The organism is Candidatus Pantoea rara (genome assembly GCF_051136265.1).
Taxonomy (GTDB): Bacteria; Pseudomonadota; Gammaproteobacteria; order Enterobacterales; family Enterobacteriaceae; genus Pantoea; species Pantoea rara.
Window position 1 is genome coordinate 481,391 of sequence record NZ_CP194942.1, and the last position, 23,780, is coordinate 505,170.

At 54.4% G+C, this 23,780-nt stretch carries 21 protein-coding genes; 10 read left to right on the forward strand and 11 right to left on the reverse strand.

The window, feature by feature from the left end; translation table 11 throughout:
* Positions 1–207 precede the first annotated feature (207 nt).
* From fis to msrP, 10 genes are all read right to left on the reverse strand, one after another.
* Complete coding sequence (gene fis / locus ACR8BF_RS02345) at positions 208–504, reverse strand: DNA-binding transcriptional regulator Fis (protein ID WP_003855228.1); 297 nt, start codon at positions 502–504, stop codon at positions 208–210.
* 23 nt (positions 505–527) lie between these two features.
* Positions 528–1,493 carry a tRNA dihydrouridine synthase DusB gene (gene dusB, locus ACR8BF_RS02350; protein WP_008925814.1) on the reverse strand — a complete coding sequence of 322 codons (966 nt, stop codon included), beginning with the start codon at positions 1,491–1,493 and terminating at the stop codon, positions 528–530.
* Between the two features lie 366 nt (positions 1,494–1,859).
* The gene (gene prmA / locus ACR8BF_RS02355) at positions 1,860–2,741 is read right to left on the reverse strand and encodes a 50S ribosomal protein L11 methyltransferase (protein ID WP_434745502.1); all 882 of its coding nucleotides are present in this window, start codon (positions 2,739–2,741) and stop codon (positions 1,860–1,862) included.
* Positions 2,742–2,757: 16 nt separating this feature from the next.
* A complete protein-coding gene (panF, locus tag ACR8BF_RS02360) occupies positions 2,758–4,203 on the reverse strand; it encodes a sodium/pantothenate symporter (protein WP_313701853.1) in 1,446 nt (481 codons plus the stop codon).
* On the reverse strand, positions 4,193–4,435 hold the full coding sequence (locus ACR8BF_RS02365; RefSeq protein WP_179898683.1) for a YhdT family protein: 243 nt from the start codon (positions 4,433–4,435) through the stop codon (positions 4,193–4,195). Before ACR8BF_RS02365 ends, panF begins: the two co-directional genes overlap by 11 nt.
* A 72-nt stretch (positions 4,436–4,507) precedes the next feature.
* The gene (gene accC / locus ACR8BF_RS02370) at positions 4,508–5,857 is read right to left on the reverse strand and encodes an acetyl-CoA carboxylase biotin carboxylase subunit (protein WP_136196658.1); all 1,350 of its coding nucleotides are present in this window, start codon (positions 5,855–5,857) and stop codon (positions 4,508–4,510) included.
* Positions 5,858–5,868: 11 nt separating this feature from the next.
* Positions 5,869–6,330, reverse strand: coding sequence for an acetyl-CoA carboxylase biotin carboxyl carrier protein (gene accB, locus ACR8BF_RS02375; RefSeq protein ID WP_090966277.1), 462 nt, complete (start codon positions 6,328–6,330; stop codon positions 5,869–5,871).
* A gap of 26 nt (positions 6,331–6,356) precedes the next feature.
* Positions 6,357–6,809 (reverse strand): type II 3-dehydroquinate dehydratase, encoded by a 453-nt coding sequence (aroQ, locus tag ACR8BF_RS02380; protein WP_179898700.1) that lies wholly within the window; start codon positions 6,807–6,809, stop codon positions 6,357–6,359.
* Positions 6,810–7,041: 232 nt separating this feature from the next.
* Positions 7,042–7,647, reverse strand: a complete 606-nt coding sequence (msrQ, locus tag ACR8BF_RS02385) for a protein-methionine-sulfoxide reductase heme-binding subunit MsrQ (protein ID WP_292989215.1) — start codon at positions 7,645–7,647, stop codon at positions 7,042–7,044.
* On the reverse strand, positions 7,648–8,652 hold the full coding sequence (msrP, locus tag ACR8BF_RS02390; RefSeq protein ID WP_179898681.1) for a protein-methionine-sulfoxide reductase catalytic subunit MsrP: 1,005 nt from the start codon (positions 8,650–8,652) through the stop codon (positions 7,648–7,650).
* 284 nt (positions 8,653–8,936) lie between these two features.
* Here msrP and csrD point away from each other — a divergent pair, with 284 nt between their 5' ends.
* The 8 genes from csrD to tldD all read left to right on the forward strand — a co-directional run bounded on the left by csrD (position 8,937) and on the right by tldD (position 21,444).
* A complete protein-coding gene (csrD, locus tag ACR8BF_RS02395; RefSeq protein ID WP_434745503.1) occupies positions 8,937–10,886 on the forward strand; it encodes an RNase E specificity factor CsrD in 1,950 nt (649 codons plus the stop codon).
* 310 nt (positions 10,887–11,196) lie between these two features.
* Positions 11,197–12,240, forward strand: coding sequence for a rod shape-determining protein MreB (mreB, locus tag ACR8BF_RS02400; RefSeq protein ID WP_003855260.1), 1,044 nt, complete (start codon positions 11,197–11,199; stop codon positions 12,238–12,240).
* Positions 12,241–12,387: 147 nt separating this feature from the next.
* Complete coding sequence (gene mreC, locus ACR8BF_RS02405; protein WP_179898679.1) at positions 12,388–13,410, forward strand: rod shape-determining protein MreC; 1,023 nt, start codon at positions 12,388–12,390, stop codon at positions 13,408–13,410.
* Positions 13,407–13,895, forward strand: a complete 489-nt coding sequence (gene mreD / locus ACR8BF_RS02410) for a rod shape-determining protein MreD (protein WP_090966267.1) — start codon at positions 13,407–13,409, stop codon at positions 13,893–13,895. The genes mreC and mreD overlap by 4 nt, the downstream gene beginning before the upstream one ends.
* A gap of 8 nt (positions 13,896–13,903) precedes the next feature.
* Positions 13,904–14,497: a Maf family protein gene (locus tag ACR8BF_RS02415; RefSeq protein ID WP_179898678.1), complete on the forward strand. Its 594-nt coding sequence runs from the start codon at positions 13,904–13,906 to the stop codon at positions 14,495–14,497.
* The gene (gene rng / locus ACR8BF_RS02420) at positions 14,487–15,956 is read left to right on the forward strand and encodes a ribonuclease G (RefSeq protein ID WP_098052256.1); all 1,470 of its coding nucleotides are present in this window, start codon (positions 14,487–14,489) and stop codon (positions 15,954–15,956) included. The genes ACR8BF_RS02415 and rng overlap by 11 nt, the downstream gene beginning before the upstream one ends.
* A gap of 147 nt (positions 15,957–16,103) precedes the next feature.
* Positions 16,104–19,934: an AsmA2 domain-containing protein YhdP gene (gene yhdP, locus ACR8BF_RS02425; RefSeq protein WP_434745504.1), complete on the forward strand. Its 3,831-nt coding sequence runs from the start codon at positions 16,104–16,106 to the stop codon at positions 19,932–19,934.
* A gap of 64 nt (positions 19,935–19,998) precedes the next feature.
* Positions 19,999–21,444 (forward strand): metalloprotease TldD, encoded by a 1,446-nt coding sequence (tldD, locus tag ACR8BF_RS02430; protein ID WP_136196652.1) that lies wholly within the window; start codon positions 19,999–20,001, stop codon positions 21,442–21,444.
* Between the two features lie 33 nt (positions 21,445–21,477).
* Here the strand turns inward: tldD and aaeR are convergent, their stop codons facing one another.
* Positions 21,478–22,395, reverse strand: a complete 918-nt coding sequence (gene aaeR, locus ACR8BF_RS02435; RefSeq protein ID WP_179898676.1) for an HTH-type transcriptional activator AaeR — start codon at positions 22,393–22,395, stop codon at positions 21,478–21,480.
* A 232-nt stretch (positions 22,396–22,627) separates the two neighbouring features.
* Here aaeR and aaeX point away from each other — a divergent pair, with 232 nt between their 5' ends.
* Together aaeX and aaeA are read left to right on the forward strand one after the other, a co-directional pair.
* A complete protein-coding gene (aaeX, locus tag ACR8BF_RS02440; protein WP_009087501.1) occupies positions 22,628–22,831 on the forward strand; it encodes a p-hydroxybenzoic acid efflux pump operon protein AaeX in 204 nt (67 codons plus the stop codon).
* A gap of 7 nt (positions 22,832–22,838) precedes the next feature.
* Positions 22,839–23,771 (forward strand): p-hydroxybenzoic acid efflux pump subunit AaeA, encoded by a 933-nt coding sequence (aaeA, locus tag ACR8BF_RS02445; RefSeq protein WP_179898675.1) that lies wholly within the window; start codon positions 22,839–22,841, stop codon positions 23,769–23,771.
* Positions 23,772–23,780: the final 9 nt, after the last annotated feature.

The following is a 23,780-nucleotide window of genomic DNA, read 5'->3' on the forward strand; positions in this document are numbered from 1 at the left end:
GGATGTTCAGCGAGGCGAGAGAGAGGACAAGCATTAAGTCAAATCAGAGCAGACTAAAGCGAGAGGGCGAAATATCACGTCAGCGATTGCAACTATAGTTACCATATAGAAAGCAACTGTTTCACCACTTTTACCGTTTATGTGCAGCGTTGCACAAATAAAAACGCCAGCCCGAAGGCTGGCGTAATTAACAGACCGAACTAAAAATCAGTTCATGCCGTATTTTTTCAATTTCTTACGCAGCGTACCGCGGTTGATACCCATCATCAGGGCAGCACGTGTCTGGTTGCCACGGGTATACTGCATCACCATGTCCAACAGAGGCTGCTCGACTTCAGCCAAAACCAGCTCATACAGGTCGCTCACATCCTGACCATTCAGTTGAGCAAAATAGTTCTTCAGTGCCTGTTTAACCGAATCACGCAAAGGTTTTTGAGTTACCTGATCCTGTGAGTTAACGGTAGAAACGGTCAGTACGTCAGAATTTACGCGTTGTTCGAACATAGTTCTTTCAGCTCTTTATTTCGTTACGCAAGATTTTCGAAGTATGCCTCCAACGCCTCCAGCTGTTCGCTGGCATCCTCAATGGCGTTGAATGTGCGCCGAAACTGGTCATTCGGGGCGTGCTCCTGCAGGTACCAGGAGACGTGCTTTCGCGCTATACGGTATCCCTTGCCTGAACCGTAAAAGTCGTGCAGCTCACGTATATGCGAAACAAGCAAGCGCTTGACCTCTGCCATCGGCAGCGGGGCAAGCAACTCCCCAGTGTCCAGATAATGCTGGATTTCCCGGAAGATCCACGGTCTTCCCTGAGCAGCGCGTCCTATCATCAGAGCATCGGCCCCTGTATAGTCGAGCACCGCTCTGGCTTTATGCGGGTCAGTTATGTCTCCATTCGCGATAATCGGAATGGAAACACTCTGCTTAACTGTCCGAATGCTGTCATATTCAGCTTCTCCGTTGAACAGGCAGGCACGAGTGCGACCATGTATCGTCAGAGCCTGTATACCGCAGCGTTCAGCCAATTGGGCAATCGCGACACAGTTCCTGTTTTCAGGATCCCAGCCAGTACGAATTTTCAGCGTAACCGGCACATTCACTGCATTAACCACTGCGGAGAGAATTGACTCCACCACGGTGGGATATTGCAGCAAGGCTGAACCCGCCATCTTGCGGTTAACCTTCTTGGCAGGGCATCCCATATTAATGTCGATGACCTGTGCACCAGCCTCAACATTAATGCGTGCGGCTTGCGCCATTTCACTGGGATCGCAACCGGCAATTTGCACGGCGCGAATGCCTGGCTCATCACTGTGAACCATGCGTAATCGGGATTTGTCACTAGCCCAGACTTCCGGGTTAGAAGACAACATCTCAGAAACTGCCATGCCTGCACCCATTTCATGACACAGCGCCCTGAACGGCCTGTCGGTAATACCGGCCATCGGTGCTGCAATCAGTCGATTTCTCAGCTGGAGGTTTCCAATACGCATGAAGTCAGAAGAGCCATACTGTGTCTGCAAGGCGGCGTATATTACGCATTTTTGATGGAAGATGAAAGGCCAAACTTTGAACAATCAGCAAGAAAGATCAATGATATCCGGGTGATGATTGTGTCTCTTAATTATTAATCTTATATATCAATGAATTAGTAATTTATGCTTAAATTGTGAACAAAAGTTTTTCCAGAAAAGTACGTCGATTAGCCAGATAAAAAACGTCACATGCCGTGATTAACGATACAAGCATCCATTTCATATCGTGAAAGCCCGCAGCTTACGCTACAGGCTGGCTTAATGTTCTGTGAAGGCACTTTGTACCGGCGAGAGCGATATCAGAAGGGCAGTCAGGCGCTAAATTCAGGATTTAATCCCGGTAATCCGGCACCACTCCTCTTTAACTGCCACCGGGTCGAGCGTGAACTCGCTGGCATACGCTTCGCAGACGCTCTCCGCCTGGCTCTCTAACACACCGGAGAGGCCCAGGTGACCACCAGACTTTGGCAGTACGCTGATCAGAGGGGCCAGTTCACGAAGCGGACCGGCCAGAATATTAGCGACCACCACATCAGCCTGCAGATTGTCGGGTTGCTGGTGGGGCAGGTAGAGGGACAGGCGATCGGAGACGCCATTGCGCTCAGCATTATCCCGGCTGGCCTGAATCGCCTGCGGATCGATATCAATGCCGATCGCCTGAGATGCGCCGAGTTTAAGCGCGGCGATCGCCAGGATCCCAGAGCCGCAGCCGAAATCGATCACCGTTTTGCCTTTCAGATCCAGCCCATCAAGCCAGGTGAGGCAGAGTGAGGTGGTAGGATGGGTGCCGGTTCCAAACGCCAGGCCCGGATCGAGCATCACGTTGACGGCATCAGGATCCGGTACATCACGCCAGCTTGGACAGATCCAGAGACGTTCACCGAAGCGCATCGGGTGGAAGTTTTCCATCCATTCGCGCTCCCAGTCTTTATCTTCGATCTGCTCGATCCGGTGACGAAAACCAGCGCCCAGCAGCGGATGTTGTTCCAGTTCGGCGGTAATAACGGCCATGTCAGTTTCTGCATTAAACAGTCCGATGACATCGGTATCGCCCCACAGGCGCGTTTCACCAGGCAGCGGCTCATATACCGGCGTGTCATGGGTATCCTGGAAGGTCACTGAAACCGCACCGATGTCCATCAGCGCATCGCTCAGCGTCTCCGCGTGTGCACCTGAGCTGTTAATTTTGATTTGAATCCACGGCATAACGTCTCTCTTTCTGTCAGTGTTGCGGCGCGTCGACCGATTGCGGCGCGCGTCCAAACAGGTTGCCCACTAAAAATGCCAGCAGGCTCAAAAGCAGTGAGGGCACGATGGGGTGAAAACCCAGAATCTGCAGGTTAAGGCTCGCCATAAAAGCGTAGCAGCCTCCACCCACCACCATGCCGGTGATGGCGCCTGCGGCATTAGCGCGTTCCCAGTAGAGGCCCAGTACCAGCGGCCAGAGGAAAACCGCCTCAAGGCCGCCAAATGCCAGCAGGTTAAGCCAGACAATCATATCGGGCGGATTCCATGCCGCAATCAGCAGCAGAATACCCAGTGCGAAGGTAATGGTGCCAGATAACAGCCGCAGCCGCGTCTCATTTTCCAGCTGTTGCGGAGCGACTCGCAGATAGAGATCTTTGATCAGCGTGGCCGAAGCCTGTAACAGTTGGGCATTGATGGTCGACATGATCGCGGCCATTGGAGCCGCCAGGAAGAGCCCGGCCGCTAACGGCGGCAGAACAGTAATCATCAGGGTCGGAATGATACTATCCGGAACGGTCAGATTCGGCAGTATCGCGCGGCCCAGCGCGCCGGCCAGATGCATCCCCAGCATCAGAATCACTACCACGATGGTGCCCAGAATGATGGCCCGATGAACGGCTTTACTGTCTCTGTAAGAGATGCAGCGCACTGCCGTATGTGGCAAGCCAATCACCCCAAAGCAGACCAGTACGACAAACGAACTGAGGAAGGTCGGCGTAATAATCTCGCCCGGTCCCTGTGGCGACAGCAGAGCAGGATCAATGTCATGCAGTTTTTGCACCGCCGTGCTCAGGCCACCAGCCTGATGGATCACCGCGAATAGCAGCAGAAAGGTGCCAATCAGCATCACAATGCCCTGCATTGCGTCATTGAGTACGCTGGCACGGAATCCGCCGAAAGCGGTGTAGAGCGCGATAGTGCCGCCGAAAATCAGCAGTCCTGTGTCATACGGAATGCCTGCGGCGGTTTCGAGCAGCCGCGCACCGCCAATAAACTGCACCGTCATGGCACCAATAAAGGCAATCAGCAGGCTCAGGCTCGCCAGCCAGATCAGCAGCGGGCTCTGATAGCGGGCGTAGAGCATGTCATTCAGCGTCACCGCATTATGTTTACGCGCCAGAATGGCAAACTTTTTCCCTAACACACCCAGCGAGAGCCAGACGGCAGGCACCTGCACCATCGCCAGCAATACCCATCCCAGCCCATATTTGTAGGCGGCACCGGGACCACCAATAAACGAACTGGCGCTGATATAGGTGGTAGTGAGCGTCATCGCCAGCACAAACCCGCCCATGGAGCGGCTGCCAAGGAAATATTCAGTCAGGAAACTGCCTTCACCTCTTTTACGGACCGCAAATATCGACAGCGCGGTAATCACAACCAGATAAATCAGTAACGGCAGGATAATTTCACTGTTCACTTTTATCCTCCAGCGGCATGTCGCGGAAAATGACCCGCACCATCATCCAGCACAGGAAAATGAACAACAAGGGAGCAAACAGGCAGGAGAGTTCAAACCAGCGTGGCAAGCCGGTGAGCCCGATTTCACTGCCACCCAGCCAGGCAGAAAGACCCCAGGCAGCGAGCCAGAGCAGGGTGAGATAGAGCGACCAGCGCGCCTCTTTATGAGCCTGTATAAAACGAGCGTCCATGATTCAACCTTAACGCCAGCGGCAATAGAAAAAGGCCGGATTAACCGGCCTCTGACTGACTCAGCGTTGCGATTACTTCTCGTGCAAGCCGAGTTTTTTCTCCAGATAGTGGATATTAGTTCCACCGTGCTGGAAGTTTTCGTCGGACATGATCTTCATCTGCAGTTCAACGTTGGTTTTGATACCGTCGATGATCAGTTCCGCCAGCGCATTTTTCATGCGGGCGATAGCCACGTCGCGTGATTCGCCATAAGTGATCAGTTTACCGATCATGGAATCATAATAAGGCGGCACGGTGTAGCCGGAGTAAATGTGCGACTCCCAGCGCACGCCAAAACCGCCTGGCGCGTGGAAACGAGTGATTTTACCGGGGCTTGGCAGGAAGGTCACCGGATCTTCGGCGTTGATACGGCACTCAACCGCATGTCCGCGAATGATCACATCTTCCTGTTTGATCGACAGTGGCTGACCCGCAGCAATGCGCAGCTGTTCTTTGATCAGATCCACACCGGTGATCATCTCGGTCACTGGGTGTTCTACCTGAATACGGGTGTTCATCTCAATGAAGTAGAACTCACCGTTTTCGTACAGGAACTCAAAGGTACCTGCGCCGCGATAGCCAATTTCAATACAGGCCTGGGAGCAGCGATTGCCGATAAAGCGACGCTGCTCTTCGGTGATGCCTGGGCCTGGCGCTTCTTCGACAACTTTCTGGTGACGACGCTGCATGGAGCAGTCACGTTCGCCCAGATAGATTGCGTTGCCCTGACCGTCAGCGAGTACCTGAATCTCAATGTGGCGCGGATTCTCCAGATACTTCTCCATGTAAACCATGTCGTTGTTGAAAGCCGCTTTGGCTTCCGCTTTCGTCATGTTGATGGATTCTTCCAGATCTTTGTCGCCGCGCACTACGCGCATACCACGACCGCCGCCGCCGCCAGACGCTTTGATGATGACCGGATAACCGATGCGCTTAGCAAAAGCACGGTTTTTTTCCATATCATCGGTCAGTGAACCGTCCGATCCTGGTACGGTCGGAACGCCTGCTTTCTTCATCGCATTGATTGCAGAGACCTTGTCGCCCATCAGGCGAATGGTGTCTGCTTTCGGGCCGATGAAGATAAAGCCAGAACGTTCAACCTGCTCAGCAAAATCGGCATTCTCAGAGAGGAAGCCGTAGCCTGGGTGAATCGCCACCGCGCCGGTAATCTCTGCAGCAGAGATCAGCGCCGGGATGTTGAGGTAACTTTTAACTGACTGCGCCGGTCCGATGCAGACGGTTTCGTCTGCCAGCAGCACGTGCTTCAGGTCACGATCCGCGCTTGAGTGAACCGCAACAGTCTTGATGCCCAGTTCTTTACAGGCACGCAGAATGCGCAGTGCGATCTCACCACGGTTAGCAATAACAATTTTATCCAGCATGATCTGCCCCGTTACTCGATGATAACCAGTGGCTCGTCAAATTCGACCGGCTGACCGCTTTCAACCAGGATAGCTTTCACCACGCCTGATTTGTCAGCTTCGATCTGGTTCATCATTTTCATGGCTTCGACGATGCACAATGTATCGCCAGCATTCACTTTCTGGCCGACTTCCACAAAGGCTTTCGCATCCGGGCTCGGCGTACGGTAGAAGGTCCCTACCATCGGTGAACGCACGATGTGACCACTGATCTCAGCCGGCGCCGCTTCGGCAACCGCTGCTACAGGGGCAACAGCTGTCGCCAGAGCGGGCTGTGGAGCTGGCGCAGCGTAAGCCTGCTGCATCATCGGATAACCTGTGTTTACAGGTGCGCGGCTGATGCGAACGGACTCTTCACCTTCGGAGATTTCCAGCTCAGAAATGCCAGACTCTTCAACCAGTTCGATCAGTTTTTTAATTTTACGAATATCCATGAGTGGGGGTTCCGTACTCAGTTTGATTAATGAGATTGAGACAGGCGTTTTACTGCCGTTTGTAAAGCCCATGTGTAGCCGTCAGCGCCAAGCCCACAGATCACGCCAGCAGAAACATCAGAAAGATAGGAGTGATGGCGGAAGGGCTCGCGGGCATGCACATTTGAGAGATGAACCTCGATAAACGGTATTTCTACCGCCAGCAGGGCATCACGTAGTGCAACACTGGTATGGGTAAACGCGGCAGGATTAATGATGATGTAATCCACATTGCCTTTGGCCTCATGAATGCGATCAATCAGCTGAAATTCAGCATTGGTCTGCAGGTGGCTCAACTCCACATTCAACTGGTCTGCCTGACGTGTCAAATCGTCCACAATCTGACGCAGCGTAGTATGACCATACTTCTCAGGCTCACGTGTCCCCAACAGGTTAAGGTTGGGCCCGTTTAAAAGCAGAATATGTAATTTATGCGCCATCGTGCTGCCATCTCCCGCAATCATTGAGGCATCGCGTAAAATACCTTGCGAATCTTCATTTGTCACCTTTCAGGGTGAAAAAGAAGACCCGACGAGCAATAAAGCCGGGCATTATATCCGTTTCGTGTCATTTCGCAGCAAAATACTGGTCTTATCTGCGAAGATGATCGGATGTGGCCTGCGGGCCACATCTTTTAGCAGAAAACAGCAGAGGAAAACAACGGGGCAAGCCCTAGCGGGGCCACCATTTAAGAAATTTTTTGTAACGCCACACTAACAGTATCGCAGCAAGCAGGGCATAGATAAGTGGCTGGGGTGACAGGATTTTCACTGACCAGATATAGTGAATCGGTACCAGAATCGCGACAAGATAGACCGCGTTGTGCAGGGTTTGCCAGCGCTTACCGAGCTTGCGCTGAGCGCGCTGGAACGAGGTTACTGCCAGGGCCAGTAATATCAGCCAGCTGATAATTCCCAGCGTCAGATAGGGGCGGGAGAGTAGCTCGCTGCCCAGCAGACGCAGGTTGTCAGCGCCCAGCTCCAGCAGGTAATAGCTCAGCAGATGAATGGAAGCCCAGACAAACGTCCAGACGCCAAGCAGACGGCGGGTGCGGATGAGAAGCGGCTGCCTGCCGTAACGTGCCAGCGGTGAAACCAGCAGCGTCCCCAGCAGCAGTTTCAGCGCCATACGGCCGGTAAAATGCTGAATATCTTTTGCCGGATCCGCACTCAGGCCACCCTGCATCGCCGCAAGAACGAGATAAACCAGCGGCAACAGGGCCGCCAGATGCAGAATCACCTTAAGCCATGTGATCTGTTTTATCGACAGGCGGACCACTTAGTAATTCTCCCGTAAATCCATGCCACGGTAGAGCGACGCCACTTGTTCGGCATAGCCGTTAAACAGCAGTGTCGGCTGACGCTCGACCTTCAGACTGCCGCCGGGGCCAATAAACCGCTCTGTCGCCTGCGACCAGCGTGGGTGATTGACGTGCGGATTCACATTGGCATAAAAGCCATACTCGTCGGCAGCAATCTGGTTCCAGGTTGTTGGTGGCTGTTTGTCGGTCAGCGTGATTTTGACAATCGACTTAATGCCTTTGAAGCCATACTTCCACGGCACCGTCAGACGAATCGGCGCGCCATTCTGCGGCGGCAGCGCTTTGCCATAGACGCCGGTAGTGAGTATCGTCAGCGGGTGCATCGCTTCATCCATCCGCAGACCTTCTACATAGGGATAGTTGAGTCCGCCGCCAATAAAGCGATCTTTCTGGCCGGGCATCTGCTCCGGGTCGTACAGCGTCTGGAAGGCAACAAAGCGCGCTTTGCTGGTGGGTTCCGCCAGCGAAAGAAGCTTATTCAGCTCAAAGCCTATCCAGGGCACCACCATCGACCAGGCTTCCACGCAGCGCATGCGATAGATCCGCTGCTCCATGGCAAACCGTTTAAAGATGTCATCCATATCCAGCGTTACGGGCTTAGCTACTTCGCCATCAATGGTCAGTTTCCAGGGTTCAGTTTTAAGCGTACCTGCATTAGCCGCTGGATCAGCCTTATCCAGGCCGAACTCATAGAAGTTGTTATAGCCTGAGACTTTATCCGCAGGCGTTAAGGTCAGATCAGCCTGATACTGCGCTGGTTTGGTAAAGTCCAGCGCCCGGCCTGCTGGCGCAGGTGGACGGTCATTGCCTTTGAACCAGCTGAGAATATCGGCATTCGCCACGCCCGGCATACCCATCGCCGCAGCGCTCAGTCCCAGCGTTTTTAGCACCTGGCGGCGCTTCATATTAAAGATGCTTTCCGGCGTTACGTCGGCTTCAGTCAGATGGGGTATGCGTTTCATTGGGCTTCTCCAGACAGGATGTCATCATCCAGCATGATGACTATCGCTGATATCAGCCAGTTTCGCTGTGAAAATGTGAAATTTCCTGGCTGACCGGTGCGATGAGAATGCACCGAAAAGTACCGCGATCAACGTCAGTGATGATATCTCAGGGATATACTTCGGCTTCATGCGTCCGGGCACTGTCGGCAGCGGCAAATTATGCTATTTTGCTCGCGTTTTCGTCAGGCTGACGGTACAAGGTTGGGTGATCCGGTTATCACCGCAGTAATACAGGCACAGGGATGCGATTAACCACAAAATTATCTGCGTTTATTACCTTTTTAAGCTTGCTGGCAATGTCATTAATGCTGGCTGGCTGCGCATTCAGTATTTTCTGGTTCAGTCATCAGCGGGTTGAACATCGGGCGCAGGTGCTGGCGACTGAGGTCGATCAGGCGATGTTTACCGAGACGCCGGCAGAGCTGCATAATTGGCTCACACGCATGATGCCGATAATGAATGCCGAGCAGATTTCCCTTCACAACGGCAAACAAACGTTTCTCACACTTTCCCGACACGAAAATCAGATGCTGGAAGACGAGCCCAATCGTTTTCTCCAGGTCGATGTGCCTTTGATGCATCAGACGGGTTTGCAGCTGCGGGTCGTCACTCTTGATCCTGCCAAAACCTGGCTGCGTTCTATCACCGGAACCTACACGCTGGGTATCCTCTTTACCGTCATGCTGGTGATGAGTCTGGTGCTGCTGATGATGCATCGCTGGCTCAGTCGTCAATGGCGTGGCATGGAGCATCTTGAAGTGCGGGCAGAGGCGATCATCAACGGTGAGCGCGGGGTCGTACCGAAACGAGGTGTGGATGAGTGGCCACCCAGGGCGAGCCGCGCGATGGATGTCCTGCTGTCGGATTTGCAGGAAGCGGGCGAACAGCGTCTGCGTATCGACACGCTGATCCGTACCTTTGCCGCGCAGGATGGCCGCACCGGACTTAATAACCGGCTCTTCTTTGATAACCAACTCGCCACCCTGCTGGAGGATCAGGAGGATGTCGGCACTCACGGTGTGGTGATGATGGTGCGCCTGCCCGATCTGGACACGCTGAAGGATTCGCTGGAGCCAGGGCTGGTGGAGGAATACCTGTTTAATTTCGTCAACATGCTCTCCACCTTTGTGCTGCGCTATCCCGGCGCCTTGCTGGCACGCTATTTCCGTAGTGATTTTACTGTGTTGCTGCCGCATCGCAGCCTCAAAGAGGCTAACAGCATCGCCGATCAGCTGATTAATGCCGTCGATTCTCTGCCGCCGATGCGCATGGTGAATCGCGATGATCTGATCCATATCGGTATCAGTGCCTGGCACAGCGGACAGACCGTACCGCAGGTGATGGAAAATGCCGAAATGGCCACGCGACGTGCTGCACTGCTGGGTGGCAACAACTGGACCAATGGTGCCGGAAATCCTCAGGATGCCGGACGGGGAAGTGTGCGCTGGCGAACCCTGCTTGAGAACACGCTTAGCCGGGGCGGTCCACGGCTCTACCATAAACCTGCTGTTAATATTGAAGGTAAAGTTCAGCATCGGGTGATGCTGACCCGCATCTTCGATGGCGATAAAGAAGTGCTCGCTGCTGAATATATGCCGCTGGTTCAGCAGCTCGGTATGGCCGATGCCTGGGACCGCCAGCTCATGACTCGCATCGCGGCACTCTCTGAACTCTGGCCTGAAGAGACGCTGGTAATCCCGGTGACGATAAACTCGCTGCTGCACCGTTCATTTGTACTCTGGCTGCAGAACATGTTGCTGCAGTGCCCTAAATCACAAAGAAAACGATTTTTATTTGAACTTGCCGAGGCAGATGTTTGTCAACACATCAACCGTTTAGCGCCAGTATTCCGCGCACTTAAAGCGTTTGGCTGCCGGGTGGCGGTAAATCAGGCAGGTCTGACCGTGGTCAGCAGCGCCTATATACGACAGCTACCGCTGGAACTGATCAAACTTGATGCCGGTCTGGTGCGCAACATTGAGCGCCGGACTGAAAATAAGCTTTTCGTGCAGAGTCTGCTGGAAGTCTGTAAGTGTACAGGCATTCAGGTGTTTGCTACCGGAGTACGCACAAAAGCGGAGTGGCAGACATTAGTCGCGCTGGGTGTTGCAGGCGGGCAGGGCGACTTTTTTGCGCCTTCGCTTCCGGTTAACAGTAGCGTGAAGAAGTATTCTCAACGTTACCGTATTTAATGAATTGACGTCGGACTGACAGAAATTTGCGGTTTTTTTTAATGTTTAGCCGCATCTGTACCCCTGACACTGCTGCCGGAAATGTTAGATTTTATGTCGGGCAGGACGAAGGGAAATCGCCTGAAATGCAGTGCTGATGGCGTCTGGTCGCCATTCTGCCGTTGTGGATCGCTGGTTCAGATGACTTAAACGCAATCAGGCCTCTTTTTTCACCGAAGCAGAACGTTTTTGCGCCTTGTGGCAGCTTCGTGTGGTTGGTAAAGTAAGCGGATTTTATTTTCCGCCCCCAGCTTGCAGGATTATCCCTTAGATGTTTAAAAAATTTCGTGGCATGTTTTCCAACGACTTGTCCATTGACCTGGGTACCGCGAATACCCTGATTTACGTAAAAGGACAGGGCATCGTGCTGAACGAGCCTTCCGTGGTGGCTATTCGTCAGGACCGTGCAGGTTCGCCGAAAAGTGTCGCGGCCGTGGGTCATGACGCCAAACAGATGCTTGGCCGTACGCCAGGCAACATTGCAGCTATCCGTCCGATGAAAGATGGCGTTATCGCTGACTTTTTCGTAACCGAAAAGATGCTGCAACACTTCATTAAGCAGGTTCACAGCAACAGCTTTATGCGTCCCAGCCCACGCGTGCTGGTCTGCGTACCGGTCGGTGCCACGCAGGTAGAGCGCCGTGCAATTCGTGAATCCGCTCAGGGCGCAGGTGCGCGTGAAGTCTTCCTGATTGAAGAGCCTATGGCTGCAGCCATTGGTGCAGGTCTGCCTGTTTCTGAAGCGACCGGTTCTATGGTCGTCGATATCGGTGGCGGTACCACAGAAGTGGCCGTGATCTCCCTTAACGGTGTGGTCTACTCTTCATCTGTACGTATTGGTGGCGATCGCTTCGATGAAGCTATCATTAATTATGTGCGTCGTAACTACGGTTCACTGATCGGCGAAGCGACCGCAGAACGTATCAAGCATGAGATCGGTTCAGCCTATCCGGGTGACGAAGTCCGTGAAATTGAAGTCCGTGGCCGTAATCTGGCCGAAGGTGTACCGCGTGGCTTCACGCTGAATTCCAACGAAATTCTCGAAGCGCTGCAGGAGCCGTTAACCGGCATCGTTAGCGCGGTGATGGTTGCCCTTGAGCAGTGTCCGCCAGAGCTGGCTTCTGATATCTCAGAGCGCGGCATGGTGCTGACCGGTGGTGGTGCGTTACTGCGCAACCTGGATCGCCTGCTGATGGAAGAGACAGGTATTCCTGTTGTGGTTGCTGAAGATCCGCTGACCTGTGTGGCTCGCGGTGGCGGCAAGGCGCTGGAAATGATCGACATGCATGGCGGCGATTTGTTCAGCGAAGAATAATTGCCTCAACCGGCTGAGAACGCAATGATCATGCGAGGGAGCGGCATGTGAACCGGCGATATCTGTGCCGGTACAGTGCGTTCAGCCCAGGGAAGCACGGTTTTTGCCGTCGCTTCCTCTCCTGTTGTCGAGGATCACGCAGATTATATGAAGCCGATTTTTAGCAGGGGGCCTTCCCTGCAGTTGCGTCTTTTTTTGGCGGTCATTGTGGCGATTGCCATCATTATTGCCGACAGTCGTGTGGGTTCTTTTACCCAAATACGCAACTATCTGGATACGTCGGTCAGTCCGTTTTACTTCCTGGCCAATGGGCCACGTCAGCTGCTGGATGGCGTGTCTGAGTCGCTGGCATCACGTCAGCAACTGGAGCAGGAAAACAAAGCGTTACGTCGTGAACTCTTCCTGAAAAACAGTAACCTGCTAATGCTGGGGCAATATAAGCAGGAAAACGCACGTCTGCGTGAACTGCTGGGTTCACCGCTGCGTCAGGATGAGCAAAAGATGGTGACACAGGTGATCTCCACCGGCACCGATCCTTATACCGACCAGGTTGTGATCGACAAGGGCAGCGTTAACGGTGTCTATGAAGGTCAGCCGGTCATCAGTGATAAGGGCGTAGTGGGTCAGGTCATCGCCGTCGGGCAACTCACCAGCCGCGTTCTGCTAATCTGTGATGCCTCTCATGCCCTGCCGATTCAGGTGCTGCGTAATGACATTCGTGTGATTGCCGCCGGTAACGGCTGTACTGAAGATCTCCAGCTTGAGCATCTGCCGGGTAATACAGACATTCGTGTCGGCGATGTGCTGGTGACTTCTGGTATTGGAGGGCGTTTCCCTGAAGGTTATCCGGTGGGCGTGGTCTCCTCTGTGAAAGTGGATACTCAGCGTGCTTATACGGTGATTCAGGCGCATCCTACCGCTGGTCTGCAGCGTCTGCGTTACCTGCTGTTGCTGTGGGGGGCCGATCGTAATGGCGATATGCCACTGCCGCAGGATGAAGTTCATCGCGTCGCGAATGAGCGTCTGATGCAAATGATGCCGCAGGTCTTACCGCCTGCCGGTGAAATGGGCCCGCCAGCGCCTGCCGCTCAGATGGGACCCCCTGCGCCGTCAGCCAGTAGCAGCAGCGGACAGAGCAGCACCTCGCGTTCACGCGGGGGCCAGCCTTGAGTCGATATCGTAGCCAGGGACGTTGGGTCATCTGGCTCTCTTTCCTGGTTGCGTTAGTCCTGCAGATCATGCCCTGGCCGGAAGAAATTTATATGTTCCGGCCCTCATGGCTGCTGTTGATCCTCATCTATTGGGTGCTCGCACTGCCACATCGGGTGAATGTCGGTACCGGATTCGTCCTGGGTGCCATCATGGATCTGATCGCCGGGTCCACACTCGGTGTACGTGCGCTGGCGCTCAGTATTATCGCCTACCTGATTGCCTTTAAGTTCCAGTTATTCCGCAACTTAGCGTTGTGGCAGCAAGCGTTAATGGTTATGGTGCTGTCACTGGCGATGGATGTGATTGTCTTCTGGGCAGAATTCCTGGTAATCAATGTTTCTTTCCGACCTGAAATTTTCTGGAGCAGTGTCGTCGACGGTATTCTCTGGCCCTGGCTATTCTTATTAATGAGAAAAATTCGTCGTCAGTTCGCTGTTCAATAAGGAAATTTATGGTAACCCTCTATCTTGCTTCCGGTTCACCGCGTCGTCGTGAGCTGTTAACTCAACTTGGCCTGACCTTTGAGCGCATCGTGACTGACGTGGAAGAGCAACGTCAGCCAAATGAAGCGGCGGAGAACTATGTCCGCCGTCTGGCGAATGACAAAGCGCAGGCGGGTGTCAGACTGGCCGCGCAGGATCTGCCGGTGCTGGGCGCGGATACCATTGTGGTGCTGAATGGCGAAGTGCTGGAAAAACCGCGTGATAACGCCCACGCCCACGCGATGCTGCGTAAACTTTCCGGTCATACGCATCAGGTGATGACGGCGGTGGCGCTGGCGGACAGCCAGCAGGCGCTGGATTGCGTCGTGACCACTGATGTGACATTCCGCACCTTAACTCAGACCGACATCGACGACTATATCGCTACCGGCGAACCGATGGATAAAGCGGGTGCATACGGTATTCAGGGCAGGGGAGGAAACTTTGTCCGCAAAATTAATGGAAGCTACCATGCAGTGGTCGGATTACCTCTGGTTGAGACAGCGGAGCTGATCAGCCATTTCCAGTCACTGCGTGCTGTAAGAGGTCAACATGACGGCTGAATTACTGGTTAATGTCACGCCTTCTGAAACACGTGTTGCCTATATCGACGGCGGCATCCTTCAGGAAATACATATTGAGCGTGAAGCGCGGCGCGGTATTGTTGGCAATATTTACAAAGGACGCGTAAGTCGTGTTCTGCCCGGCATGCAGGCCGCCTTTGTCGATATCGGTCTGGAAAAAGCAGCCTTTCTGCACGCCTCTGACATCATGCCGCATACTGAATGTGTGGCGGGTGACGAAAAGAAAAACTTCATCGTGCGTGATATCGCTGAGCTGGTGCGTCAGGGACAGGATCTGGTCGTTCAGGTTGTCAAAGATCCGCTGGGCACTAAAGGTGCCCGGCTGACCACAGACATTACCCTGCCTTCGCGTTACCTGGTCTTTATGCCGGGCGCATCGCATGTCGGTGTTTCTCAGCGTATTGAGAGTGAGAAAGAGCGCGATCGGCTTAAAGCCGTGGTGGCTGACTATTGCGACGACCTCGGCGGCTTTATCATCCGCACCGCCGCAGAGGGAATTGGAGAAGAGGAGCTGGCGCAGGACGCCGCTTTTCTCAAACGTCTCTGGACCAAAGTCAGCGAGCGTAAAAAGCGCAACCAGACCCGCTGCCTGCTCTACGGCGAGCTGGCACTGGCCCAGCGTATTCTGCGTGATTTTGCAGGTGCCGCGCTGGATCGCATCCGGGTCGACTCGCGTCTGACCTGCGACATGCTGGTGGAATTTACCGGTGAATATATCCCGGAGATGGCCGATAAGCTGGAGCTCTACAACGGTAAACAGCCTATTTTCGACCTGTTTGACGTCGAAAACGAGATTCAGCGTTCGCTGGATCGCAAAGTTGAACTAAAGTCAGGCGGATATCTGATCATCGACCAGACCGAAGCGATGACGACCATTGATATCAACACCGGTGCATTTGTCGGCCATCGTAATCTGGATGAAACGATCTTTAATACCAATGTTGAGGCCACTCAGGCGATCGCGCGTCAGCTGCGACTGCGTAATCTGGGGGGCATCATTATTATCGACTTCATTGACATGAGCAATGAAGACCATCGGCGTCGTGTACTGCATTCGCTGGAAAGTGCGCTCAGTAAAGATCGGGTCAAAACCGGTATTAATGGTTTCTCGGCGCTGGGTCTGGTGGAGATGACGCGTAAGCGTACCCGTGAAAGCATTGAGCACGTACTGTGCCAGGATTGCCCGGTCTGCAAAGGGCGCGGCACGCTGAAAACGGTTGAAACAGTCTGCTATGAAATCATGCGCGAGATTGTCCGGGTTCACCACGCCTATGATTCTGACCGTTTTCTGGTCTATGTTTCACCGACAGTCGGTGAGGCGTTAAAAACCGACGAGTCTCATGCACTGGCTGAAGTGGAAATCTTTGTCGGCAAACAGGTTAAAGTTCATGTCGAAGCGCTCTACACTCAGGAGCAGTTCGACGTGGTGATGATGTAACGCCAGCCCGACACCGGTTTCTTCGGATATCGGGCTGAAAAATCGCCCTTGTTTGGGATAAAATGCGCGTTTTAACGCTTTTATCTGAAGACGGTCGGGTATAAGAACCAACTATCCGTCGTTTACGGAACACAAGGAGAGGCGTGAGTGAGGCAGTTGCCGAGGATTTTGTTACTGCTGGTCGCGGCAATCATCGTGATTGTCGCGCTGCTGGTCAGCGGATTGCGTCTGGTGATGCCGCATCTCGACAGCTATCGCAGCAACCTTCTGCAATTCATCTCCGACAGCACGGGAGTGCCGGTTAACGCCAGTCAGTTAGAGGGCAAATGGGAGAATTTTGGCCCAACCCTGCAGGTTCGCGATCTTAGCGTCGATCTGCATGAGAACGGCAAACTCACGATTAACCGCATCAATCTGGCGCTCGACGTCTGGCAATCCCTGCTGCACTGGCGCTGGCAGTTCCGCGACCTGACCTTCTGGCAGTTGCATCTCGACACCAATCGTCCCTTACTGGACAACGACAAAGAGAAAAACAGCTTCCGTCCGGCACAGATTAACGAACTCTTCCTGCGGCAGTTTGACCACTTCGACCTGCGTGACAGCACTATCCGTTTCCGCACCCCATCTGGCCAGCATGCTGAGCTGGCGATCCCGCGACTCACCTGGGTCAATGAAAATAATCGCCACCGGGCCGAAGGCGAAGTCAGTCTGTCGAGCTTTACCGGCCAGCACGGCGTGGTGCAGGTACGACTCGATCTCAACGACAGCAACGGTTTACTCAATGATGGTCGTATCTGGATGCAGGCCGACGATGTCGATATGCGTCCGTGGCTGGGTCGCTGGGTGCGCGATAATACCCGGCTGGACAGCGCCCGCTTCAGCCTGGCAGCCTGGGTCAACCTGCGCGATGGTGACATCTATGCCGGAGACCTGCTGCTGCGTAAAGGCGGAGCCAGCTGGCAGGGCGAAACCGGACGACACCACATTGAGGTCGATGGGCTGACCGCGCACCTCTCACGTTTTCAGAATGGCTGGGTGGTCAATGTGCCGCAGACCCGGCTCAGCACCGACGGCCAGTCCTGGCCCGCCGGCCACTTCTCTTTGTTATGGCGTCCTGAAGATAAGCAGATGCTGGGGCCGGATGGTCAGCAGGAAGTCCGGGTTCGCGCTACACAGCTGGTATTGAGTCATATTGCGCCCATCATTCCGCTGTTTGCGCCGCTCTCTCCGGCGCTGTTTGAAAACTGGCAGACGCTGCAGCCACAAGGCACTATTGATGGCCTGGCGCTGGATATTCCGTTACAGCAGCCTGAAAAAACCCGCGTTCAGGTGAAGTGGCGTGATTTCAGCTGGCAGCACTGGAAACTGTTGCCGGGTATCAGCCATTTAAGCGGCGAAGCGCGCGGTAGCCTGAGCAATGGTCAGGTCACAGTAGATATGGGTGCGGCGACCGTTCCCTATGGCGATATGTTCCAGGCCCCGTTAGAGATTAAGCGGGTGACCGGTGCAGTGCGCTGGCTGAATGATGAACATGGTCTCACGCTGGCAGGCGAAAATCTTGACCTTGAAGCGCGGTCGCTCTGGGCGCGCGGCGACTTCAGCTACCAGCAGAATAGTGGCGGTGAGCCTCGTCTGGATATTCTGGCCGGTATCCGGCTGACCGATGCGGGCGATGCCTGGCGCTACTTCCCGGTGCCACTGCTGGGTAACAGTCTGACGCATTATCTGAGTGGGGCAGTGAAGGGCGGCAAGGTGGACAACGCCACGCTGCTGTTTGCCGGTAACCCGGCGCTGTTCCCGTTCAAACACAATGATGGCATGTTCCAGGTCTGGGTGCCGCTTCGTCAGGCGACCTATGCATTTCAGCCCAAATGGCCAGCGTTAAGCAATCTTGATATCGACCTCAATTTCCTGAACGACGGTCTGTGGATGAAAGCGCCGATGGCCCGACTGGGCGAGGTAAACGCGCGCAACGTTACCGCGGTGATTCCCGACTATCTGAAAGAAAAACTGATTATTGATGGGGATATCAGTGGTGAAGGCCAGCAGATCGCTGACTATTTCAATCAGACGCCGCTAAAACCTTCACTGGGTGCTGCGCTGGAGCAACTGGAAATTAAAGGCCGCGTCGGTGGTCACCTGAACCTGGATATTCCGCTGGATGGCCAGCAGGTACATGCCCGTGGCAATGTTGATTTGAACAATAATTCGCTGTTTATCAAACCGTTAAAAACCACGATCAATAACCTTTCAGGCCGCTTCCGTTACGATAACGGCAATCTGGCCAGTGAGGATCTGCGGGCAAACTGGTTTGGTCAGCCGATGGGTGTCCGTTTCAGCACCAAAGAGAACCCGGACGACTTTGGCGTGAACGTCAAACTTCAGGGCGACTGGCAACCCGCTAAAATCAGCGAGATCCCGGCCGCTGTCAGTAAGCAGCTGAGCGGACATCTCCCCTGGCAGGGCGACGTGAATATCACCTTGCCCCATCATGGCGGGGCGCGTTATGACGTGACGCTGAACGGCAATGCTAAAGAAGTAAGTAGTCACTTACCTGCACCGCTCGATAAGAAAGCCGGTGAGGCAATGCCGGTCGCTATTCAGGCCAGCGGCGACCTGACCCATTTCGATCTCAGTGGCAGCGTCGATGCAAATCATCGGTTTAACAGTCGCTGGTTGCTTGAGCCTGAGTTGCGTGTTGACCGTGGCATCTGGCTGAATGATGTACGGAAAACGCCCGCTCTGCCCGATCATCCCGGCATGGTATTGAACCTGCCTGCGCTGGATGGCGAGGCCTGGGTGGCGATGATGGCTGCCGGAGGCTCTGCAGGGGCGCACGAGTCAGGCGGCGGCAGTGATTTCAAGACCGGTGGCGTCACGCTGCCGGGTAACATTACTCTGCGCAGCCCGGCAGTCACGCTGGCGGGGCAGCAATGGCATGAGGTTGAAGCAACACTGGCTCAGAGTTCAGGCGGCAATGGCCAGGTCAGCGTCAATGCGAAAGAGCTGCGTGGTGCGCTGGCAATGGCGCCTAAAGCGCCCTGGCAAGTGAACCTGGATTACCTCTACTACAATCCGCAGTGGGATAACGATGCAGGTAAAAGCGGCAAAGCGCCTCCTCAGCAAGCCACCAGCATTAACTTCAGCCAGTGGCCCGCCCTGCAGTTGCGCTGCAAAGAGTGCTGGGTGCTGGGGCAGAAATATGGTCAGGTATCCGCTACGCTGCAACCTAAAGGAGATACGTTAGCGCTTACTAACGGGAAAGTGGATACCGGCAGTTCGCAGCTGAAAATCAACGGTGAGTGGATCAATCGTCCTGAAGATCAGCGCACCTCGCTGAAGGGCACGCTTAAGGGACCGAATATCAATAACGCGACCAACTGGTTTGGCGTCAACACGCCGCTGCGCGATGCGCCATTTGATATTGCTTATGACCTGCACTGGCGCTCTGCGCCCTGGCAGCCTTCGGCAGAGACGCTGAGCGGCACCCTGAAGACCCACTTTGGCAAAGGCCAGATTGCGGATGTAAATACCGGTACGGCGGGGAAAATCCTGCGGCTGGTAAGCTTTGATGCGCTGCTGCGCAAGCTGCGCTTCGACTTCAGCGACACCTTCACCAACTCGTTCTATTTCGATTCGATTAACGGCACCGCCTGGATCGAAAACGGCATGATGCGCACCGACAACCTGCTGGTGGATGGGCTGGAAGCGGACATCGCGATGCAGGGGAATCTCGACCTGGTGAAGCGTCAGATCGATATGGAAGCGGTGGTCGCCCCTGAAATATCCGCCTCCGTTGGTGTGGCAACGGCCTTTGCCATTAATCCGGTGATTGGCGCGGCGGTGTTTGCCGCCAGTAAAGTTCTGAGCCCCCTGTGGAACAGGATATCGCTGCTGCGTTATCACATCAGTGGCCCGCTGGATAAACCGGAAATCAATGAAGTGCTGCGTAAACCACGTGAAACAGTCAACAAGTGAATTTGACGCCGTACCGGAATTACCGCAGGCTATGATTATCTGAGCACATAATGAGTGAGAAACGATGACTCTGAACCTGGTAAGTGAGCAGTTACTGACTGCTAACGGCATTAATCAGCAGGACCTATTTTCCCTGTTAGGGCAGCTTTCAGAACGTCGTCTGGATTATGCCGATCTCTACTTTCAGTCCAGCTTTCACGAATCCTGGGTGCTGGAAGACAAAATTATTAAAGATGGCTCATACCATATCGATCAGGGTGTAGGTGTGCGCGCGGTCAGCGGTGAAAAGACCGGCTTCGCCTATGCAGACCAGATCACACTGAATGCGCTGCGTCTCTCTTCTGAAGCGGCACGCAGCATCGTTCGCGAACAGGGAAATGGCAAGGCACACACGCTGTCTGCTGTAATGAACCGTTCGCTCTATTCGGCGGTCGATCCGCTGAGCAGCCTGACGCGTGAAGATAAAATTGCCCTGCTGCATCGCGTTGATAAAGTGGCCCGTGCGGCTGACCCGCGCGTACAGGAAGTGAATGCCAGCCTGACCGGCGTTTACGAGCAGGTACTGGTGGCCGCGACTGACGGTACACTGGCGGCTGACGTTCGTCCGCTGGTTCGGCTCTCTATCAGCGTTCAGGTTGAAGATCAGGGCAAGCGTGAACGCGGCGCAAGCGGCGGTGGCGCACGTACCGGTTATGCATTCTTCCTTGAAGATGAAAATGGCGAAGTGCGCGCTGACGCATGGGCGCGTGAAGCGGTACGTATGGCACTGGTTAACCTCTCTGCCGTAGCGGCGCCTGCTGGCGCATTGCCGGTGGTGCTGGGCGCGGGCTGGCCTGGCGTCCTGCTTCATGAAGCGGTGGGTCACGGTCTGGAAGGTGACTTCAACCGCCGTGGCACCTCGGTATTCAGCGGTAAAATCGGTCAGCAGGTTGCATCTGAACTCTGTACCGTGGTGGATGACGGCACCCTTGAAGGGCTGCGCGGTTCACTGGCGGTGGATGATGAAGGCGTTCCCGGTCAGTACAACATGTTGATTGAGAACGGTGTGCTGAAAGGCTACATGCAGGACAAGCTGAACGCGCGCCTGATGGGCGTCAGCCCGACCGGCAACGGACGTCGTGAATCCTACGCGCATCTGCCGATGCCGCGCATGACCAACACCTATATGCTGGCAGGCAAATCCTCGCCGCAGGATATTATTGAAAGCGTTGAATACGGTATATATGCGCCGAACTTTGGTGGCGGTCAGGTGGATATCACCTCCGGCAAATTTGTCTTCTCAACCTCAGAAGCTTATCTGATTGAGAACGGTAAAATCACCAAACCGGTGAAAGGTGCCACGCTGATTGGCTCCGGCATTGAAGCAATGCAGCAGATCTCGATGGTAGGTAATGACCTGGCGCTGGATAAAGGCGTGGGCGTCTGCGGTAAAGAGGGCCAGAGCCTGCCGGTCGGCGTGGGTCAGCCCACCCTGAAGCTGGATAAACTGACCATCGGCGGCACCGCCTGATGTGACCTCAACAACCCGCCGCCTGGCGGGTTGTTAGCTTTTACGGTGCTGCTGATACTGTTCAGCCACCTGCTCAAAATAGCCGGTCAGATAATCAATACAGACCTGCACTTTAAGCGGTAACTTATCCTTCTCGGTATAGAGCGCATAAACCGGCCGTGGATCGGACTGATATTGCGGAAACAGGATATCGATCTCGCCTGCGGTGATCTCCTCAATCACCCACATCATCGGCACATAGGCGATGCCATTGCCAGACTTCAGCCAGCGGATCAGCGTCAGCGAATCATTGGTCACGAAACGTCCCTGCGGTGCCAGGCGGGTCACCAGACCTTCCGGCGCAATCAACTCAAAATTGTTGTCGGGCCTTACGCTATATTCCAGCCAGGAAAAATTATCGATATCGCCTGGCTTCTCCGGCGTGCCATGCTGTGCCAGATAGCTTCTTGCGGCGCACACCACCATCGGCATCGCGCCAAGGCGACGCGAAAAGAGGCTGGAGTCTTTTAATGCGCCCACCCGAATCACCAGATCCAGACCATCCGCAATCAGATCGGGTGCCGGAACACCGGTGACAAGATTCACACTCAGTCCGGGATATTCCCGCAACATGTCGCTGGTCATACCGGCTAACACATTCTGCGCCATGGTCGATGAGCTGCCAATTCGCAATACGCCAATCGGCGTATTGTTAAACGCGTAGAGTTGTTCATGCACCTGCGTCGCTTCCGCCAGCATACGACGACAGCCCTGATAATAGATTTTACCCGCTTCGGTTAGCCCGATACTGCGGGTACTGCGATTCAGCAGCTTAACCTGCAATGCATCTTCCAGTTTGGCGACGATCTGGCTAATCGATGAGACGCTCAGATGAAGCTGACGTGCCGCCGCGGTAAATGAGCCCAGCTCAACCACTCTGGCAAAGACAGACATGCCTTTTAGTCGTTCCATTGTTTACTCTGGCTTAAAAGTGATTTAGATCACATTCTGTAGAAAACGTATAGTCAGGCACGTTATTATAAGCGCGCCGGGGTATTTCCCGGTGATTCTTCACTGCCTGATACCCTTCGATGATACGCTATTATTAAGCCATCCGTGGTTCGCATAGCGCTGCCAGAGGGTTTCCCTGCGACATCTGAAGAGGCAACGAAGTATCCCGGCAAGGTCGAACTAAGGATTTGTGATGAGTGTGCTTCCGGTATTTGTCATGTTTGGGCTCTCTTTTCCGCCCGTTTTCATCGAACTTATTCTTTCACTGATGCTGTTCTGGTTAGTGAAACGCGTGCTGACGCCGAGCGGTATCTACGATCTTGTCTGGCATCCGGCACTTTTTAATACAGCGCTTTACTGCTGTGTGTTTTACCTTGTCTCCCGTTTATTAGTCTGAGGTTGAAGTGAAAGCACTCATAAGAAAAATCGCGCGCTACGCGATCACCATTCTGCTGGTCATCATCGCCGTGGTTATCATCTTCCGCGCCTGGGTGTTCTATACCGAATCCCCCTGGACCCGTGATGCGCGTTTTGCGGCTGACGTGGTGGCGATCTCGCCTGATGTTACCGGCCTGATTACCGAGGTTCCGGTACACGACAACCAACTGGTGAAGAAGGGCGATACGCTGTTTGTCGTTGATCGGCCGCGCTACCAGAAAGCGCTCGATCAGGCTCAGGCGGATGTTGAATACTATCAGGCGCTGGTGAGTGAGAAACGTCGCGAAGCCGGACGCCGTAATCAGCTTGGCACCTCAGCGATGTCCCGCGAGGCGATCGAGCAATCTAACAACGATCTGCAAACCAGCGAGCATCAGCTGGCGAAATCGGTGGCAACACGCGATCTGGCCGCGATCGACCTCGAACGTACCACCGTGAAAGCGCCATCCGACGGCTGGGTCACCAACCTCAATGTCTACCAGGGTGAGTTTATTACCCGTGGTTCTGTGGCGGTGGCGCTGGTTCAGCAGCACTCTTTCTATGTGCTGGCTTACCTGGAAGAGACCAAACTGCACGGTGTGGAGAAGGGCTTCCGCGCGGAAGTGACCCCGCTCGGTAGCAACATTGTGTTGCGTGGCACCGTCGACAGTGTGGCGGCGGGTGTGACTAACAGCAGCAGCTCAGTCGACAACAAAGGGATGGCAACGGTCGATTCCAATCTGGAGTGGGTCCGTCTGGCGCAGCGTGTCCCGGTCCGCATCCGGCTTGATCAGCAGCCCGGCAATCGCTTCCCGGCGGGAACCACGGCAACGGTGGTCATCACCGGTCAGGCCGATCGTCAGCCTGAGCATGTTTCACCGATGATCCGTCTGTTTAATCGCCTGCGTGAGTTTGGTTAAGAGGGCGAT